This window comes from Gracilibacillus alcaliphilus, from assembly GCF_016909015.1.
GTDB lineage: Bacteria > Bacillota > Bacilli > Bacillales > Amphibacillaceae > Gracilibacillus > Gracilibacillus alcaliphilus.
Genome location: NZ_JAFBFA010000034.1, coordinates 12,900 through 32,213 on the forward strand (window position 1 = coordinate 12,900; position 19,314 = coordinate 32,213).

Sequence of the window (19,314 nt, forward strand, 5' to 3'; positions counted from 1 at the left end):
TATAAGATGTTAACTTTTTATATGAATCAGAACACAAAGTAGAGGAACTATGTAACAGGCTGAATTCTCCAAATGGATGCTATTAAGTTGTAGAGACATAAAAAATTTCGTAGCTGGACATTTCATCTTATTGACGGTTTGGGATAATACCGATACACTTTTATTTAGAGTGCTTGTTCAAGAGTTCAATAAACATAACGAATGTTTTTACTCTAGACGGAATTCATCATTCCAAGTTTATGCGAATGGACAAAAGAGAGAAAACGGCGCTTTTTTATTTTGAACTTGCCTCTAAAGGGAAAGATCGAGGGAGTGTATTAGCGAATGGAAAGAATTTCATGGCACCAGTATTTTATGGCTCAAAGTCACTTATTGGCATTAAGAAGTACCTGTCAACGGTTGATGGTAGGTGCAACGATTGTCAGAGATAAACGCATCATTGCAGGAGGGTATAATGGCAGTGTATCTGGGAGTGTTCATTGTATCGATGAAGGCTGCTATGTGATAGATGGACATTGTGTTCGTACGATTCATGCAGAGATGAATGCTATTTTGCAATGTGCCAAATTTGGTGCGTCTACAGAAGGGGCAGAGATATATGTCACACATTTTCCTTGCCTCAACTGCTGTAAAGCAATTATTCAAAGTGGCATTAAGACGGTGTACTACGCAGAAGATTATAAGAACCATCCTTATGCCTTGGAACTATTTGAAGAGGCTGGACTTCATGTTGAAAAGGTAGCATTAGACCAGTCTTATATTTCACTAAAACCGAAGGATGCATAGGTAAACAGAAGAAGGGAGGTATATAATTGTCGCAGCGTTTGCATTGGATGGTAGTTGTGTATCTCCTTTGTTTTTTCGGTCAACATATAGATTTTCGTCTATTTGTATTGTTGGGGGCTGGATTGTTTATTTATTTAATTAGAATCCTTCGATTATCTAAGCTATATGTGCTGTTACTTTTGTTGCTAAGTCTCTGGTTTTACATTCATATCCCTGCGATTGAAATAAAACCACCGCCCAACCATTTGGGTGAGACACAAATCGAGGGCAAGATTACCTCCTATGTAGAACGAAAAGAGCAATATATCCGTTTCATACTTTTAACCAATCAGCAAAAGATACAAGTCACCTATTTTCCCCCAGAAGCCACTTCGTACGTTTCCCAACAAATGTTTAAAACAGGAGCCGTCTGTTCCTTAAAAGGAAGTTATCAAGAGATTCCCTCAGCTAGGAATCCAGGGCAGTTTAATTATCAGGCGTTTCTTGCTTCCCAGAACATTCACTATCAATTCCTGCTTGAGTCAACAACTGAAAGCAGTTGTGAGGGACAAAATTCCCTGCAGAAATTATACAACTTGCGTGATCAAATACTGAAACATGCCGAACAACAATTGAGTCCGTTAACTTATGCTTGGTTTGCAGCCATGTTATTTGGTGATCGTTCCTTCATGGATGAAGAGACACTTTCCTTATTTCAAGACTGGCATTTAACTCATTTAATCGCTATCTCAGGATTACATGTCGGTTTAATTGTCAGCATTATCTATGTTCTTTTGTTATATCTATGTCGAATAACAGTGGAGAAATCACAGCTGCTGGTAATGGGGATCTTGGTCATCTACCCGATTCTTTCTGGCGGAGCACCTTCTGTGTGGCGCGCTTCGCTAATGATGATTGTTCTCTTAGTATTGCATAAATTATCTGTTCGACTGGCTGTATCGGATGTAATAAGTGTTGTCTTTATTGTGCTGCTTTTCTTTGATCCTTATTTGATTTATTCCTTAGCTTTTCAATTTAGTTTTATCATTACCTATGCGATTATCCTGTCCAGGAAAATCGTCATCGCACAACCAAGTTATCTATGGAATATGTTTCAAATTTCTTTCCTCAGTATGATGGTGATATTGCCCATCCAATTACTCCATTTTTATCAATTTCAGCCTTTGTCAGTGTTGGCTAATTTGGCTGTTATCCCTTATTTCACTCTGTTTGTCTTACCATTATTATTTCTTTTGCTGCTTTGTTTTCCATTACCATCATTACTTTCCTTATTGGACCAAATCTTTGATCAGCTGCATAGCTTATTTCTGGAATTGTTGTCTAAGGTTGATGAGATGTTCAGCCTGATCTGGCTGATTGGTGAGTTTCCCGTCTTGTTAGTTGGTATATACTATCTGTTATTGTATTTCTTTATGACAGGCTGGGAGACCCATAATATACGTCAAGCCTTTAGTACAGGGGTATTAATCGTTTTTCTTTTACTGGCAGTGAGTCTAAAGCCATATCTGGATCCACATGGTTATGTAACGATTTTAGATATAGGTCAAGGAGATGCAATCGTCATAGAGCTGCCCTTTCGGAAAGCAGTCATCATGATAGATGCAGCAGGTACGATGGAAAAGGACTTCACCACTCCTTCCGCCAAAAATTTTGAACAAATTATAGATCCTTTCTTCAAGGCAAGGGCCATTAACCGAATAGAGGCTATTTTTTTATCCCATGCAGACCATGATCATATTGGCAGTGTGCCATTTATATTAGAAAATTATCAAGTGGATTATCTGTTCACATCCTTTTTTGAGGAAGAGATCATCGAACATTATCAACAAATAAATCCAGTTACTGATTATCTCAATCTTCATAAAGAAGATACAGTTGTTATTCAGGATCAACGCTTTGAAGTGCTGCATCCTTATCAATCAAATCCAGACAAAAATGAAAATTCGATGGTACTGCACACTATATTAGGTAAGCAAACATGGTTGTTTACTGGTGATATTGGTGTCGAGACGGAGAAAAAATTACTACAGATGTATCCCTCATTGCAAGCTGATATATTGAAATTGGGCCATCATGGCAGTGATACATCTAGTTCAGAGCCCTTTTTGCGAAGCTTAGAGGTGCAGGCCGGGATTATTTCAGCTGGAGTAAACAATCGCTATGGACACCCTCATGACAGTGTAGTGGAGCGATTAGATGGTTTAAATATGGAGGTCTATCGAACAGATGAGTCTGGAGCTATTACTTTTCAATTTGGTCAAGAGAATGGAACCTTTTTTACGTTTCTGCCATAAGATAAAGTAGCTAACAGATAAGGAAAGACATTCATCTGCAGGAGATTCATAGTAGTAAAAAGATTAAATACGGTTTATAACGCTGTAAACGAACGGTAAGCCCACTTTATGCAGATGAGGATCAAATAAAGGATCTGAGGGTATAAAAACTCTTCTGGTGGCAGTCTTCACTGTATATATTCACTATATGTGACATTGCCGATCATGGAATGATCTCTTTCTCTAACCTATAAAAAAACACACAAATGTTCTTTATAGAACGTTTGTGTGTCTTTAAGCAGATCATGAACGATTAATTAATCGCATCAAAAATAACACCAATAAAGAAAATGATCATGAAGAATAGAAAGGAGAAGATAAATCCAAAGCCTGCATCAAATAGGTCATGACGCTTCGATTGTACATCCTTTTCGAATTCATTCATCACTAACGCCTCCTTCAGCAAAAAGTGTTTAAATCTTTCATTCATATAACAGGATTCCCTTACTTAGCAAGAGTTAACACCTATATATTTAGGGGAAATCGACCAATCTATATAAGAGGTGATTCAAATAGACACCAAATGATAAGTGTGACTCTCTGTGTTGGCTTATTGCTTTCTTGCTCACGTATCTAAAAGGCATACGTCCTGCTACTCGCAATTTCGCCGCCTCGACCTTCTTGCATCTCCTTTTTCAACTTTTTGAATATGCACTATTAAGGAGAAAATGCCGTAACTTGAGTAGATGCCTAGGACTAATCAAGTTGCGTTCATATAGATTGTAGAGGGATGGGAGCTTGCTGCCACCCTCTATTTTGATTTTTCAGAAGCGTTATGGAATAATCAAACATGTATGTATAGTGTATCCAGCATTTCTAGGTATATTCCAGATTGTTTCGCTTCTTTTCAATAATTCAATCTTATTATACAATAAAACATATTTGATTTTTTTTCAACTCTTACTTACGTTATAAGTGAAAGATTTTTTATTAGCAAAACAATCCAATTGGCAAAAAGTTTTACATAGATGGAGATGAAAATATGGATTATTTGACATGTGTACAAGCAATCAAAAAAAAGAATTTTGAAGCTGTTTATTATTTGCACGGAACAGAGGAATATATGATGGAAGCCATTAAGCAGGCTTTGATTGAGTATGGTATGCCTGAAGAAGAACAGGATACGAATTTGTCGATTTATGATTTGGAAGAGACAAGCATTCAGGAAGTTATTACAGACGCAGAGACATTTCCTTTTCTCGGAGATCGAAAAATTGTTTTGGCAGCAAATGCCGACTTTTTAAGGGCACGACCTCAGCATACTGATGTAAACCATCAGCCTGATGTATTTCTTCGTTATCTGGAAAACCCAGCGCCTTATTCGATATTGGTTATCACGGCGCCATATGAAAAAGTAGATGAGCGCAAAAAAGTTGTGAAACAGCTGAAAAAAGTGGCTAAGGCAATAGAATGTAAACCTCTGCAAGAATGGAATGTACAAGATGCCATTACTACGATTGCACAGCAGCATAATGTTCAAATCGATAAAGAGGTTATCACTTATTTTATTAATGAAATAGGCACCAATTTAATGCTAATTCACTCTGAAATGGCGAAATTGGCACTTTATGTAGGTGAAGGTAATCAAATCCGCATGAAAGATGCAGAAACCTTATTATCCAGCTCAGAAAACAGTTCGGCTTTGAAATTAATGGATGCCATTATCGAGAAAAACCTAACAAAGGCTATCAATATTAGCAAAGATTTGCAAAAGATGAACGAAGATCCTATCGCACTGATTGCTTTAGTCGCCTCTCAGTATCGTACACTGCTTCAGGTTAAATTATTAAAACAGCGTGGCTTCACCCAGCAGCAAATGGCCTCACAACTCAAGATTCATACTTATGTTGCCAAATTATCCATACAACGCCAGAGTAAATACACATTAAATCAGTTGAAGCAGGCGATTGGTTTATTGACAGAAACAGATGCACAGATAAAGACAGGGGCAATGGATAAGTCACTGGCATTTGATTTATTGTTATATCAACTGATTAATCAGCGTGAGCATGTGTCCTAACAGACACTATAATAAAAACCACAACAGTATGATGAAGTGACCCCATAAAGTTGGACAGATAATTTTACTAAGCAGCTACTAAGGTCTGAATTCGGTATTGTACCGGGCTCAGGCCTTTTAGTTTTGCCTTGATTCGTTTGTTATAGTATTCTATATATTTTTCTAGCTCTTGTTTAAAATGCTCTATACTTTCGAATTCGTTTAAATGAAGAAATTCTGAAGCTTTTTCCCCGTGATATTCATATTGTTTAATCCAATTTAAGAGGACGGAATGGTCAACTCCCATGGATTTAGCTATTGACTTTACGCCTTCTGTACCACTTTGAAAGCGAATGACTGCTTGTATTTTTTCAACACTGGTGAATTTAGCCATTAAAAAACTGCACCTCCAATTATTAGATTTGTGTCTAACAATTGGGGTGCAGTTCAATGATCTGTTGTGGTTTTTATTAAGCACTAAGGTTATTCACCTTTTTAGCTAAACGTGATTTTTGACGGTTACCTGTGTTTTTATGAACAAGTCCTTTTTGTACTGCTTTGTCAATTTTTTGGGTAGCTGTCTGAAGTGCTTGTGCAGCACCTTCTGCATCTTTTTGAGCGACTAACGCTTCAACTTTCTTCACATATGAACGCATATCTGATTTTACAGATTGATTTTGTTGACGGCGATCTTCGTTTGTGCGAACGCGTTTAATTGCTGATTTAATATTAGCCAATGTATTCACCTCCATCTTACTTCATACGCCTACAATATATCAGGTCAAATGACATTTTACCAAAGCTTTCATGACTTTTCAATATAAATTATCGTTTCTGGTCAAAAACATTTCAAGTATCATTCCGTCCTACTTGGCAAAACTAGAAAAAAGCTTTAATTATTTTCCCATATAGAAAAGTAATCATTACTAAATAAACGATGGTTAAAGGAGGATATATGGTGTCGCAAGATAAATATCAAGTCAGAACCGATTTAGCTGTAGAAGCTAAGGATATGTATGTGGAACAAGAAAAAACAGATCGTGATGTAATAGAAGGAGTAAAGACACGAGACAGTCAAGTAGGTAATATCAAGATAACAGAAGTGGAAGTAGATGAACAAGGATCTGAGCAGATTGGTAAAAGCCCGGGCTCTTATCGAACAATTTATTCTGAGGCAATTAAACGTCAAGATACTGCCTTACAAGAGGAAACCGCTCAAGTAATAGCCAAGCAATTACTTGAATTAATGGAAAAAAATCAGATCGATACGGAAGCTTCTGGATTAATCGTGGGATTAGGAAACCGGCAGGTGACTCCTGATGCCTTGGGTCCTCTGGCGGTGGAACAGGTCTTGGTAACCAGTCATTTATTTCAGCATGAACCGCAATATGTGCAAGATGGTTACCGTAAAGTAGCCATTATGTCACCTGGTGTATTAGGTGTCACCGGTATTGAAACAAGTGATGTTATTGAAGGAGTGATCGCAAAATATAAGCCAGACTTTGTTGTAGCCATTGATGCTTTGGCTTCGAGATCGATCGAACGTGTGAATGCAACGATTCAATTATCTGATACAGGTATCCATCCTGGTTCAGGTGTCGGCAATAAACGAAAAGAACTCACTAAACAAAGCTTGGGCATTCCTGTTTTTGCAATTGGGGTTCCGACGGTTGTGGACGCAGTGACAATCACTAGTGATGCGATTGACTATGTCTTGAAACATATCATGAAGGAATGGAAGGAAAAGGATAAACCATCCAAATCTTTGGCCCCACCAGGCCTCACATTCGGTAATCAGTCATTAGCTGACGAAGATTTGCCATCTACGGAAGAAAGAGAAAAGATTTTTGGTATGATTGGTGTCCTTAATGAACAAGAGAAACGTGCCTTAATGCAAGAGGTGCTTACACCTTTAGGACATAACTTGATGGTAACTCCTAAAGAAATTGATGGCTATATGAAAGACATGGCCCATTTAATTGCCGCAGCTATCAATGCGGCCATGCATAAAAATGTGACAATTGAAAATTTTGCCGCTTTTACAAGGTAATCAGTTCTACTTGCTATCTTCTCTACATAGTATCTAGTAAATGTAGTAGAGGAGGTAGAAAGAACTGTGAACAATATCCGTAAACCTGCTAAATCAACACGTTTCTTTTCCAGACATAAAAAATTGGCATGGATTTCTACTTTTATCACTTTGTTTTTTTCCATGTTTATCATTATTGGAATGCTGACCAGTGTTGATCCAGGTTATCGTGTTACTTCCAATACCGTAAAGAAGTGGACTAGTAATATTTCAGAGGTACATTACCTTTCCTTAATGATGATGGAAAATCGTCTTTTCTCTCGTGTATTGCCTGAAGATAACCCGCCTATTGATTTATGGAAGGTTGCCTTTGAATTAAGTACAAATGTGAGAATGCATGATGTAAGGAGTTTACTGGGAAGGGAATTGCCTGGGTTTGAGATGTATGACCGGCAAATATTGATTGCTGGGGAAGGAACGGACTATACCAATTTAACGATGGAATCAACTCCGCCACTGGACATTGTATTAGAAGAGAGAGAAGCCACTCCTCCAGAAGACAAGCAAGAAGAAGAACCAGAAAAGTCAGTAACCGAGACAGATGTGGTCTATCTTTATAATACCCATAATCGTGAATCCTTCTTACCTCATCTGCCTGAGACCGATGATCCTAATGGTGCGTTTCACCATGAAGTGAATATTACAAGGGTTAGTGAACAAATGGCTAAAGACCTTGCCAAGCATGGGATTGGCGCAAAGGTTGATCAAACTGATATTGGGGAAATTTTGAATGAACGAGACTGGGATTACTCAGCAGATTCTTACCGAGCTTCCAAAGAGGTAGTGGAAGCAGCCTTAACAGAGAATAAGGAACTTAATTATGTGTTTGATATTCATCGTGACAGTGTTGGCGGAGATATTACGACAATTGATATTGATGATAAAACATATGCGAAAATTATGTTTGTTATTGGTGGCGATAATCCCGAATTTGAAAAGAATTATGCATTAGCCAAGAAACTTCATGAGCTAATGGATGAAAAATATCCCGGGTTAAGCCGGGGGGTTGAAAAATACGGCGGTGCCGGCAGAAATGGAGTATATAACCAAGATCTATCAGAAAATGCACTTACGCTTGAATTCGGGGGCGTTGATAATTCATTCGAAGAGCTTTATAACACCTCAGAAGTTTTTGCAGAAATATTCAGCGAATACTATTGGGACGCAGAGAAAGTCTCTGGTTCGGAAGAGGGAGAGGATGAATAATGAAGTACTTCTTATGTTTATTATTGATTTGTCTTGTATTCTCATTCGGTATCTACCTCGGTTCCATGGAGCGAACCGCAGTGCCGGTAGAACAGGTAACAATTCAAGAGTCAGCAACTGGGACGGTCGAAGCACCGCAGTGGACGGACCGAGAGGCTATTATGGAGGAATTAGAGCTGGAAGAGCCACGGGAAATCAATGAGGTAGAAGCGACCTTTTTACACAAAGCGGCTGACGGTGGTGCTATCGTGGTAAAAAAAATATCTGATCAAATTATGAACGCAACTTATGCGGTGGTTGATGCTATCTTTTAAATGTTATTGATTCCAGGGGTCAATTAGAGATTGCCGATTCCGTTATTGGTGAGGAACTATTCTTACTGATAGCGGCTTTTTTTATAATCGAAGGCGGTCTTTATACGAAAACTCCGGCTTACACTCAATTCATTTTTGCGAAGAACGGCTAAAGTTTTCATAGGCGGCGGTATCTTTCAGGACATATTGGTTGTGAATACGCACAGATGTACATGGGCAATAAATTATGAGGAGGCGGACAGAGGACAGCAAGATAAACACAATCAGTTAGTCGATATCTATTGAATATAGAAGGCTTGACTGCTATAATCAATGCTAGGATTGTGGACGAATATAGGAGTTGAATGACATTGACGAACAATAGAAAACAGAGTAAAGTCCGTAACTTTTCCATCATTGCCCATATAGATCATGGTAAATCTACACTTGCTGACCGTATCTTAGAGAAAACAAAGGCACTTACTTCACGTGAAATGAAAGAACAGTTTCTGGATGCCATGGATTTAGAACGCGAACGAGGCATTACGATAAAATTAAACGCTGTACAATTAAAATATACACGTGAGAATGGGGAAGAATACATTTTTCACTTGATTGATACCCCGGGTCATGTTGACTTTACCTATGAGGTATCCCGAAGTTTGGCAGCCTGTGAAGGAGCTATTCTCGTAGTGGATGCTGCTCAGGGGATTGAGGCTCAGACATTAGCCAATGTATATCTGGCTCTAGATAATGACTTGGAAATTATTCCAGTTATTAATAAGATTGACTTACCTAGTGCAGACCCAGAGAGAGTCAAACAAGAAATTACGGATATTATTGGTATTGACGGAGATGACGCTATTCTAGCCAGCGCCAAATCTGGTATCGGTATTGAAGAAATTTTGGAACAAATTGTGGAGAGGATACCAGCGCCTGAAGGAGAGCCAGAAGCCCCGTTAAAGGCACTTGTATTTGATTCATTATATGATCCTTATCGTGGTGTTGTAGCCTATATCTGTGTGAAAGAAGGCTCCGTTAAAGTTGGCGACAAAATTAAAATGATGGCCACAGGCAAAGAGTTTGAAGTGAACGAAGTCGGTGTATTTAATCCAAAGCCTGTTCAATTAAAAGAACTTTCTGTGGGAGATGTCGGTTATTTAACAGCTTCCATCAAGAATGTGGGCGATACACGGGTAGGTGATACGATCACGTTAGCAAATAACCCTGCTGATCAGCCGTTACCAGGTTATCGCAAGTTAAATCCGATGGTATTCTGTGGACTGTATCCTGTTGATGCCGATAAGTATAATGATCTGCGGGAGGCATTAGAGCGTTTGGAATTGAATGATTCCTCGCTTCAATATGAAGCTGAGACCTCTCAGGCGTTAGGTTTTGGTTTTCGCTGCGGTTTCTTAGGGCTATTGCATATGGAGATTATTCAGGAACGTATCGAGCGGGAATTTAACATTGATTTAATTACAACAGCGCCAAGTGTTATTTATAAGGTAATCAAAACAGATGGAGCAGAACTCGATATTGATAACCCATCTTTTATGCCAGATAATCAATCAGTGCAAGAAGTACAAGAGCCGTATGTGAAGGCGACAATTATGGTGCCTAATGATTTTGTAGGTGCAGTAATGGAGATTTGTCAAAAGAAACGCGGCAATTTTATCGATATGGAATATCTTGATGATAATCGAGTAAATGTTATCTATGAAATCCCATTATCTGAGATTGTCTATGATTTCTTTGATCAATTAAAATCCCAAACAAAAGGGTATGCCTCACTTGATTATGATTTGATCGGCTATCGGGCCTCTAGCTTAGTCAAAATGGATATCCTGCTTAATGGAGAAACGATTGATGCCTTATCTTTTATTGTGCATAAGGATTTCGCCTTTGAGCGCGGCAAGAGTATTGCGGACAGATTAAAACAGCTGATCCCTAGGCAGCAGTTTGAAGTGCCCATCCAAGCTGCGATTGGCAACAAAATTGTCGCCCGTACCAATATCAAGGCAATGCGTAAAAATGTTTTAAGTAAATGTTATGGCGGAGATATTTCTCGTAAACGGAAGTTGTTAGAGAAACAAAAAGAAGGTAAGAAAAGAATGAAGATGGTTGGATCTGTTGAAGTACCACAAGAAGCATTTATGGCGGTTCTGAAGATGGATGAAGAATAATTATGATTAAAAACATGTGTTTCTTGACAAGGACGAGACTGTAGCAATTATCAATTTGTTTGGTTCGAGTTTTGGGAGTATATTGAACCGTCTTTGATGAATATAGGAAAAGAATCAGAAGGGGCTGTTGCAAAATGTACAGGTTGCATTTTGTGGCAGTTTTTTGTATGTGGGATGATTCCTTGGGGCTTGAAAAGATAAGATACCCCAGCATCTTAGCAGAAGACAACTCCTTAAAGCTTAAACAGCTATGATAATCCTGATATCTTAGTGAAAGCCAACTCTCTAGCGCTTAAACAGCTAAGTAGACCCCAACATCTTAGCGAAAGCTAACTCCCTAAAGCTTGAAAAGATAAGATGATAATCTCAGATTTGATCGAAAGCCCACACCTTAGGATTTGAAAAGGTTGAGCAGCTATAGGTGACAACAGCGCCCCTTTTCAACCATATGAAAAGAATAAGTCATGCACTTAAGAAGAGAGACTGTCACACCATGTAGTTCCCATTGTGCAACAGCCTCTTCCGATTTCTTCTAAACAAGATCAGCAAGTATATAATTTTTCATGCGTTCATTCTTATTCAAGAATAGCCATGCCCTCATGTCCAGCTCTAAGCACCAAACTTTCACGACATGCCCTACGATAAGTCCACATCGACTCCTTCCGTCGTCGTATTTCCTTTCTCTCCGTTGTAACGCTTCAATTTCTACGTTTTTAAAAGGACGCTTTGATTTTTCGTTCCAAATTATCACGTACTTTAGTGAAATAAGTCAAGTGTACCAACATTATAGTCAATTCTTTTGTCCATTTAAAAAATGATACGATGAAAATTTCAATAATCTGTGGAGAAATAGGTCTTTACCTTAATCAATTTGATTCAGGGATACATAGGTTATACAGAACAGATTAATTCATGAAGAAGGGAGATTCGTATCATTATGGGATCACAAAAATGGAATCATCAGCAATGGGGAGCAAATTCTCACCATAATAAGCATTGCCAAACGTCACCAGAATATTGTGCACCAAATGTATCACCAACACAGCAAGGTCCTACTCAAGTATCGCCAACTAAACAATATGTGAAAACAAATATATCGAATACTGAGGTTGCTCATATTCACCCAAGCCATACAACAAACGTTAATAAGCATATGACAACACATAAACATTATTTTCCGCATACCGAATCTGTCGTAAATGATGTTCAAGAGCAGCATGTCATGTGTGGTAAGCCGCATCATCCGTGTCCTCCATGCCCTCCATGCCCTCCACATGGTATGCACCGCCGGTTCTAATGCGGGTAATGTATGGTTGCTGCAAGGACGGAAGTGCGTCAAGGTAAAAAATGCAGTAAAGCGAAAACACATTTCGTGATTTTCTTCATTTGCAGTTATCAGGTATATACAGTAAGCGGCATATAGTCCGCTCCCCCTTTCTATAGACTTAGAAAGGGGATTTTTTTCTGTAATAGAACCGCTGGATCATTTTGAAATTATAATATGGCGATGCGCTTGTTTTTTATGGACTTAACGCTGTACATATAACAAACACATAGATTTTGCTATCCTTGTGTAAACCTGCTCGCGATTATTTATCTTACATTTCTAGTTAGTAAGCCATTTTTCGCTGGATAGTGTAGCTAGTCCATGCCATTTGATCAACTGTTAATATACATAAAGGGTAGGGAGGGATAAAGATGATTATGAAACCTAAAATAGTTGATCCGCAATTATCATTTACAGGGTCACTGACAGTCATCCGTCCATCAGAGGTGAAAAAACTGGTACAACATCATATGGCACAACCAACATGGGATGTTTATGATGTACATCAGTATCATACCAATGGCAATGGCTGGTATGGAATTGGCTACAATTGGTGGATAGCGTTTGATGGGACTATTTATGAAGGGCGAGGCTGGCATGTAGGCGCTCATTGCCGCGGTTATAATGAAACTACACTTGGAATTGGATATCAAGGCGATTTTACCAAACAACAAATGACAAACGCCCAGTTAAAGGCGGGGATAGCGTTAAATAATTGGTTGATTAGTCAATTACCAGGCGTTTCTGTACGGGACATCGTAGGCCATAAAGACTTAGTTCGCACTATTTGTCCTGGAGATCATTTCCGAATGAAGGAATTAAAAGACAGTATCAGTGCACCGACTGCCGTTTCCAAGCAGCCAGCCGACATACCTTCTGTTACGCCAGCAACTACCACTAGTATTGTAGATTATTTGAAATCGATTAATGTTGATGCCAGTTTTCGTCATCGCAAGCAGTTAGCACAATATCACGGAGTGCGTAATTATCGGGGTACCGCTGCACAAAATATTGAATTATTAAACAAAATAAGAAATGGCCGAACAGCTGTTTATCATAAAGGAGATATGCAGACGCCTTCGGTAGTGGATTATTTGAAATCGATCAACCAAGATTCTAGTTTTCCACATCGGCAACAATTAGCAAAAGCATTTGGCATTACTAATTACCAAGGGACAGCAGCGCAAAATCAACAATTATTAAAACAATTAAGGGGAAGATAACACATCTTATACAGATAGAAGTGAATCGTTCTTCTATGTAATACATCATCCAATACAGGGAGAACTCAGATATTAGACAAGTTTTTCCTGAATTACTTTGAAAAATAAGAAAAAATATCTACATGTATAATAAAATCTAGAAAGTATCTCGACTTGTGTTTGAAAAATATACGTTTATCCTTTATAATTTTAGGTAATAAGTATCAAAAAGAGGTTATTGCTATGCAAAATGAAAAAATCACCAAAGAAGATATTGACCGCTTATTAGAAGAGTTTGATGTATTACTAAATAAAGAGGAAGAAGAGAAAACACCTGTTACAGAGGATTAGAACGGGTGTTTTTTTGTATGGTCAGCAAGTATATAATTTTTCATGAGCTCATTCTTATTCAAGAATAGCCATGTCAGCTCGGTGCGCCAACCTTTAGAGATGTCACGCCACGCCCTACGATAAGTAAACATCGACTCCTTCCGCCGCCGTGTTTTCTTTATCTCCGTTGTGACACTCCAATCTCTAGTTTTTAAAAGGGCGTTTTGTGCTTTTCGTTTGATCGACAAGGAACTATCGTCCCCTCTCTGCTTCGGGTTGGTTAGATTGATTATTCTTGATCGATATTATAGAATAGAAGACACTATACAAGCAGCACACCAACCTAAGCTGTTTCCCCTTGTCCATCGGCAAGGGTTTTCTATTGAAAGAAGGAGGGTAAGAATGGTTTCTTCAGCGTATATACACATCCCTTTCTGTGAAAAAATCTGTCATTATTGCGATTTCACGAAGTTTTTTTATGATGAACAGATGGCAGATGACTATTTAATTGCATTGGAAAATGAAATAAAGACCTATATACAGCGGCCAAAACAACCGATGAAGACAATCTTTGTCGGCGGAGGTACGCCAACGGCTCTGAATAATAAACAATTAACCCAATTAGTGACGATGATTGATACGTTTTTTGACGTAGCAGCGGTTGAAGAGTACACATTTGAAGCCAATCCAGGTGATTTAACCTTGGAGAAAATTAAGATTCTACAGGCATATGGTGTCAATCGGATTTCCATGGGGGTTCAAGATTTTGATGATAAGATGCTAGAAAAATTAGGAAGGCTGCACCGTTCCAAAGATGTGTATCAAAATGTGAACGACTTAATTAATGCTGGAATTTCTAATATAAGTATTGATTTAATGTACAGTTTGCCTAGTCAAACCCTTCAGCATTTTGAACAATCACTGGAGGAGGCTTTACAATTTGATCTGCCTCATTACTCAGCCTACTCTTTACAAATAGAACCGAAGACAATTTTCTACCAGCGATATTTGCAAGGCAAACTCAGTAAGCCGCCAGAAGAGATAGAGGCAGATATGTATCAATTACTGCGAGACAGGATGCGTGAAAAAGGCATTCAACAATATGAAATTAGTAACTTCTCACGGCCGGGTTTTGAGAGTAAACATAATTTAGTATATTGGAATAATCAGTATTATTATGGTTTTGGAGCAGGCTCACACGGATATTTACCGGGTGAACGAATTATCAATCTCCGGCCTTTTCCTAAATATGTGGAACAGGCCAAGCAAACAGGTAAACCAGTGCTTCATGTGGAACCAATTGGACGTAAGGAACAAATAGAGGAAGAGATGTTTCTGGGCTTACGCAAAAGTCAAGGTGTCCCTCTGGTAGATTTTAAGCGGAAGTATGATTTATCGATTCAAGAGATATATGGTAAGGAGCTAGACCAGTTAGTGGAACGAGGATGGCTCCATCTAGATGATCAATTCATTCGCTTGACAGAGGAAGGGAAACCATTTGGAAATGAAGTATTTCAATCCTTTCTAATAGATGATGAAACAAAATTAGAAAGGTAGTGTGCTGCTACTTTTTAGCAGGTTTATTTCTTCATAGACAGACAAGTGAAAAAATTAAAATCAGAGTGTATCTTATTTGACAATTATTTAAGGATTTGATAATTTATAATTAGATTTAGCACTCAAGGTTACAGAGTGCTAACAGAGGTGATCATCGATGCTTACAGAGAGACAAATTCAAGTGTTAAAGGTTATTATTGATGAATTCATCCAGAGTGCACAGCCGATTGGATCAAGAGCTATTGCTAAGAAAGATGGCATAACTGCCAGTCCGGCTACGATTAGAAATGAAATGGCTGATTTAGAAGAATTGGGGTTCTTAGTGAAGACGCACACTTCCTCAGGCCGTGTTCCATCTGAGAAAGGCTATCGCTTTTATGTCGATCATTTACTTATCCCGTTTCAACTATCCAGTCAAGATATGGGTGTAATTCAGCATACGTTTGCTCGTGAAATGTTGGAATTTGAGAAGGTAGTACAGCAATCTGCTAAGGTTCTTTCTGATCTAACGAGTTACACTTCGATTGTTTTAGGTCCGCAGGTGTTTGAGACAACATTAAAGAAGATACAAATTGTTGGTTTGTCTGATCATTCAGCGGTAGCGATTCTTGTAACTAGTTCAGGACATGTAGAGCATAGGTATTTCAATGTACCGAAAATGTTGAAGTCATCCGACTTAGAGAAATTGGTCAACATTCTAAACGATCGCCTTGTAGGTGTTCCAATTATTCAGTTGGAGCAAAAGTTATCTGGCGAAATCGCTGGTATTTTACAGGAACACATGTCTAATTTAGATAAGACGTATGCCTTTCTGCAGCAAGCGTTATTAGAGGAACAGCCAGCTAAGTTGTATATGGATGGTAAGACAAATATGATGCGCCAGCCAGAATTTAATGATATTCAAAAGATACAATCCTTATTTTCAATTATGGAACAAGAGGATGAAATTGCGAAGCTGTTAAAGACATCTGATAAAGGGATCAAGGTTTTTATTGGCCATGAGAACCAGATCAGAGAAATGCAGGATTGCAGTTTAATAACAGCAAGTTACTCTCTTGGTGATAAGCAATTAGGAACGATTGCATTACTTGGTCCGACCCGAATGGAATATTCGAAGGTGATTTCTGTGTTAAATGCATTGTCAGTTCAGCTTAGCAGAACCTTTGATTCATGGTATTAACGCCGATCATAGTGATTTTGTATGCGATGTTAATCCAGAAACATCCTTATTAGTTTGAAGACAAATACAATCGGTTCGTTTCATTGTTGGAAACAGGGTGGCTCCTCGTTGTGCATAGTGATAAATCGAGATGATTTTATCATTTTCACAATAGCTTAGCCACTTTGTTTTTGAGTTCGGACTAGATTTGCTTCATTAATACACAATAAGGCTTGCTTAATTTGGTGAAATATGTTTAGCTATACAATGGTTTATATCATGAAAAGTTAGTAAACAAAAAGCTTCATTTGATTTAGGAGGTGATTCGTGTGACAGAGAACAAAACACAAGAAGAACAAGAATTCAAACAAGACGAAACAACTGCAGAACCAGAATTAGACCAGGAACAAGAAACAGTTACCGATGAGCAAGGGAATGAACCAGAACAGGAAACACAGGAACAAGAGATAGTGGAGGATCCCTTCAGCAGCGAAGAGTACGAACAATTGCAGCAAGAAAAAAATGAATTGCACAATCGTTTATTACGTTTGCAAGCGGAATACGATAACTTCCGAAAAAGAACACAAAAAGAAAAACAAGCTACTTTAAAATATAGTTCACAGGCAGTTGTCACAGAACTATTGCCTGTATTAGACAATTTTGAGCGTGCCCTGCAAGTAAAGATTGAAGATCCTGCGGCTAAAGGTGTTGTAGAGGGCTTGGAAATGGTTTATCGTCAACTGAAAACAGTGCTTGAAAATGAAGAAGTGACAGAAATTGATACTTCTGGTGAATTCGATCCTAACCTTCATCAGGCAGTAATGCAAGTGAATGAAGAAGGATATGAATCCAACCAAATTGTAGAAACAATGCAAAAGGGTTATCTGCTAAAAGATCGCGTGATTAGACCAGCAATGGTGAAAGTAAATCAATAAGCATGACGGACATTTTGAAGGAGGAAATCGAAATTGGGAAAAATTATAGGTATTGACTTAGGTACAACTAATTCATGTGTAGCAGTAATGGAGGGTGGCGAACCGCAGGTTATTCCAAATCCTGAAGGTAACCGAACGACACCGTCTGTTGTTTCATTTAAGAATGGTGAACGCCAAGTTGGGGAAGTTGCAAAGCGCCAAGCTATTACCAACCCCAACACTATCCAATCTATCAAACGTCATATGGGAACAGATTACAAAGTAGAAATCGAAGGGAAAGAACATACACCTCAAGAAGTGTCTGCTATTATCTTGCAGCATTTGAAATCTTATGCAGAAGACTATTTAGGAGATACGGTAGATAAGGCCGTTATTACAGTTCCAGCTTACTTTAATGATGCAGAGCGTCAGGCTACTAAGGATGCAGGTAAAATCGCTGGTCTTGAGGTAGAACGTATTATCAATGAACCTACTGCGGCGGCATTAGCATACGGTATTGACAAAGCAGATAATGATCAAACAATTCTTGTATATGACCTTGGTGGAGGAACTTTTGACGTATCGATCTTAGATATTGGTGATGGAACGTTTGAAGTAGTTGCCTCAGCAGGTGATAACCGCCTCGGCGGGGACGACTTTGACCAAGTGTTAATTGATTATATGGTAGATGAATTTAAAAAAGAGAATGGAATTGATCTTGGGCAAGACAAGATGGCCTTACAACGTTTGAAAGATGCAGCAGAAAAGGCGAAAAAAGACTTGTCAGGTGTATCCCAAACACAAATTTCTTTACCGTTTATTACAGCAGGAGAAGCTGGTCCATTACACTTGGAATTGAGTGTGACTCGTGCTAAATTTGATGAGCTTTCAGCAAATTTAGTGGAACGTACAATGGGACCTACTCGTCAAGCCTTAAAAGATGCAGACCTTTCTCCAAGTGATATTGATAAGGTTATCCTTGTGGGTGGATCTACACGTATCCCAGCAGTACAAGAAATGATCAAAAAAGAAATTGGGCAAGAACCATCTAAAGGTGTCAACCCGGATGAGGTAGTTGCTCTAGGTGCTGCGATTCAAGGGGGGGTATTACAAGGTGATGTAAAAGATGTTCTATTACTTGACGTAACACCACTTTCTTTAGGTATCGAAACAATGGGCGGTGTAACGACAAAATTAATTGAGCGTAATACCACTATTCCGACAAGTCATTCACAAGTATTCTCAACTGCTGCTGATAATCAAACAGCTGTTGATATTCATGTACTTCAAGGAGAACGTGAAATGGCAGCAGACAACAAAACACTAGGTCGTTTCCAGTTAACCGATATTCCACCAGCGCCACGGGGCGTACCACAAATTGAAGTTTCTTTCGATATTGATGCCAATGGTATTGTAAGTGTACGTGCTAAAGATTTAGGTACGAATAAAGAACAATCGATCACTATTAAATCATCTTCTGGTCTTTCCGATGAAGAAGTAGAGCAAATGGTAAAAGACGCAGAAGAGAATGCGGAAGCAGATAAGAAGCGTCGTGAAGAAATTGATCTTCGCAATGAAGCAGATCAGTTAGTCTTCCAAACCGATAAGACGCTAAAAGACCTTGGCGATAATGTAACAGAGGAAGAAAAACAAAAGGCAGAAGCAGCAAAAGACGAGCTGAAAAAAGCTCTTGAAAATGGTGACATTGAAGAAATTAAGACGAAGAAAGAAGCCTTAGAGCAAGAAGTGCAAGCTTTAACGGTTAAGATGTATGAACAAGCTCAGCAGCAACAGCAAGCTAATGCAGATGCTGACGGTGCCCAAGGTCAGCAAGGAAATGACGATGTAGTGGACGCTGACTATGAAGAAGTAGACGACGACAAAAAATAATCAATACGTAGAGAAGAAAGGTAAAAAGTCAAAGTCAGCAAAT

At 38.6% G+C, this 19,314-nt stretch carries 15 protein-coding genes and 1 pseudogene; 13 read left to right on the top strand and 3 right to left on the bottom strand.

What is annotated here, in order from left to right; all coding sequences use genetic code 11:
- Positions 1 to 324 precede the first annotated feature (324 nt).
- Positions 325 to 780 (top strand): annotated as a pseudogene (locus tag JOD18_RS19295) (ComE operon protein 2); the annotation flags it as partial.
- A 32-nt stretch (positions 781 to 812) separates the two neighbouring features.
- The gene (locus tag JOD18_RS19300) at positions 813 to 3,080 is read left to right on the top strand and encodes a DNA internalization-related competence protein ComEC/Rec2 (RefSeq protein ID WP_204670756.1); all 2,268 of its coding nucleotides are present in this window, start codon (positions 813 to 815) and stop codon (positions 3,078 to 3,080) included.
- Between the two features lie 292 nt (positions 3,081 to 3,372).
- Here JOD18_RS19300 and JOD18_RS19305 read toward each other — a convergent pair whose 3' ends face one another.
- Positions 3,373 to 3,504 (bottom strand): YqzM family protein, encoded by a 132-nt coding sequence (locus JOD18_RS19305; protein ID WP_204670757.1) that lies wholly within the window; start codon positions 3,502 to 3,504, stop codon positions 3,373 to 3,375.
- A gap of 597 nt (positions 3,505 to 4,101) precedes the next feature.
- Here JOD18_RS19305 and holA point away from each other — a divergent pair.
- Entirely contained in the window at positions 4,102 to 5,139 is a 1,038-nt protein-coding gene (gene holA / locus JOD18_RS19310; protein ID WP_204670758.1) for a DNA polymerase III subunit delta, read from the top strand.
- Positions 5,140 to 5,206: 67 nt separating this feature from the next.
- Here holA and JOD18_RS25075 read toward each other — a convergent pair whose 3' ends face one another.
- Both JOD18_RS25075 and rpsT read right to left on the bottom strand, forming a co-directional pair.
- Complete coding sequence (locus JOD18_RS25075) at positions 5,207 to 5,512, bottom strand: IS3 family transposase (protein WP_204670759.1); 306 nt, start codon at positions 5,510 to 5,512, stop codon at positions 5,207 to 5,209.
- A 76-nt stretch (positions 5,513 to 5,588) separates the two neighbouring features.
- A complete protein-coding gene (gene rpsT, locus JOD18_RS19320) occupies positions 5,589 to 5,855 on the bottom strand; it encodes a 30S ribosomal protein S20 (RefSeq protein ID WP_204670760.1) in 267 nt (88 codons plus the stop codon).
- 218 nt (positions 5,856 to 6,073) lie between these two features.
- Between rpsT and gpr the strand changes: the two genes are divergently transcribed.
- From gpr to dnaK, 10 genes are all read left to right on the top strand, one after another.
- Complete coding sequence (gpr, locus tag JOD18_RS19325; protein WP_204670761.1) at positions 6,074 to 7,168, top strand: GPR endopeptidase; 1,095 nt, start codon at positions 6,074 to 6,076, stop codon at positions 7,166 to 7,168.
- A 66-nt stretch (positions 7,169 to 7,234) separates the two neighbouring features.
- Positions 7,235 to 8,413 carry a stage II sporulation protein P gene (gene spoIIP / locus JOD18_RS19330; protein WP_338029575.1) on the top strand — a complete coding sequence of 393 codons (1,179 nt, stop codon included), beginning with the start codon at positions 7,235 to 7,237 and terminating at the stop codon, positions 8,411 to 8,413.
- Positions 8,413 to 8,727, top strand: coding sequence for a hypothetical protein (locus JOD18_RS19335; protein ID WP_204670762.1), 315 nt, complete (start codon positions 8,413 to 8,415; stop codon positions 8,725 to 8,727). The genes spoIIP and JOD18_RS19335 overlap by 1 nt, the downstream gene beginning before the upstream one ends.
- Before the next feature lie 344 nt (positions 8,728 to 9,071).
- On the top strand, positions 9,072 to 10,892 hold the full coding sequence (lepA, locus tag JOD18_RS19340) for a translation elongation factor 4 (RefSeq protein WP_204670763.1): 1,821 nt from the start codon (positions 9,072 to 9,074) through the stop codon (positions 10,890 to 10,892).
- Positions 10,893 to 11,829: 937 nt separating this feature from the next.
- On the top strand, positions 11,830 to 12,189 hold the full coding sequence (locus JOD18_RS24680; RefSeq protein WP_204670764.1) for a CotD family spore coat protein: 360 nt from the start codon (positions 11,830 to 11,832) through the stop codon (positions 12,187 to 12,189).
- Between the two features lie 401 nt (positions 12,190 to 12,590).
- On the top strand, positions 12,591 to 13,442 hold the full coding sequence (locus tag JOD18_RS19350; RefSeq protein ID WP_204670765.1) for an N-acetylmuramoyl-L-alanine amidase: 852 nt from the start codon (positions 12,591 to 12,593) through the stop codon (positions 13,440 to 13,442).
- A 711-nt stretch (positions 13,443 to 14,153) separates the two neighbouring features.
- Positions 14,154 to 15,308: a radical SAM family heme chaperone HemW gene (hemW, locus tag JOD18_RS19355; RefSeq protein WP_204670766.1), complete on the top strand. Its 1,155-nt coding sequence runs from the start codon at positions 14,154 to 14,156 to the stop codon at positions 15,306 to 15,308.
- A gap of 157 nt (positions 15,309 to 15,465) precedes the next feature.
- Positions 15,466 to 16,488 (top strand): heat-inducible transcriptional repressor HrcA, encoded by a 1,023-nt coding sequence (gene hrcA, locus JOD18_RS19360; protein ID WP_204670767.1) that lies wholly within the window; start codon positions 15,466 to 15,468, stop codon positions 16,486 to 16,488.
- A 308-nt stretch (positions 16,489 to 16,796) separates the two neighbouring features.
- Positions 16,797 to 17,402, top strand: coding sequence for a nucleotide exchange factor GrpE (grpE, locus tag JOD18_RS19365; RefSeq protein ID WP_204670768.1), 606 nt, complete (start codon positions 16,797 to 16,799; stop codon positions 17,400 to 17,402).
- A gap of 33 nt (positions 17,403 to 17,435) precedes the next feature.
- On the top strand, positions 17,436 to 19,271 hold the full coding sequence (gene dnaK, locus JOD18_RS19370) for a molecular chaperone DnaK (protein WP_204670769.1): 1,836 nt from the start codon (positions 17,436 to 17,438) through the stop codon (positions 19,269 to 19,271).
- Positions 19,272 to 19,314 lie beyond the last annotated feature (43 nt).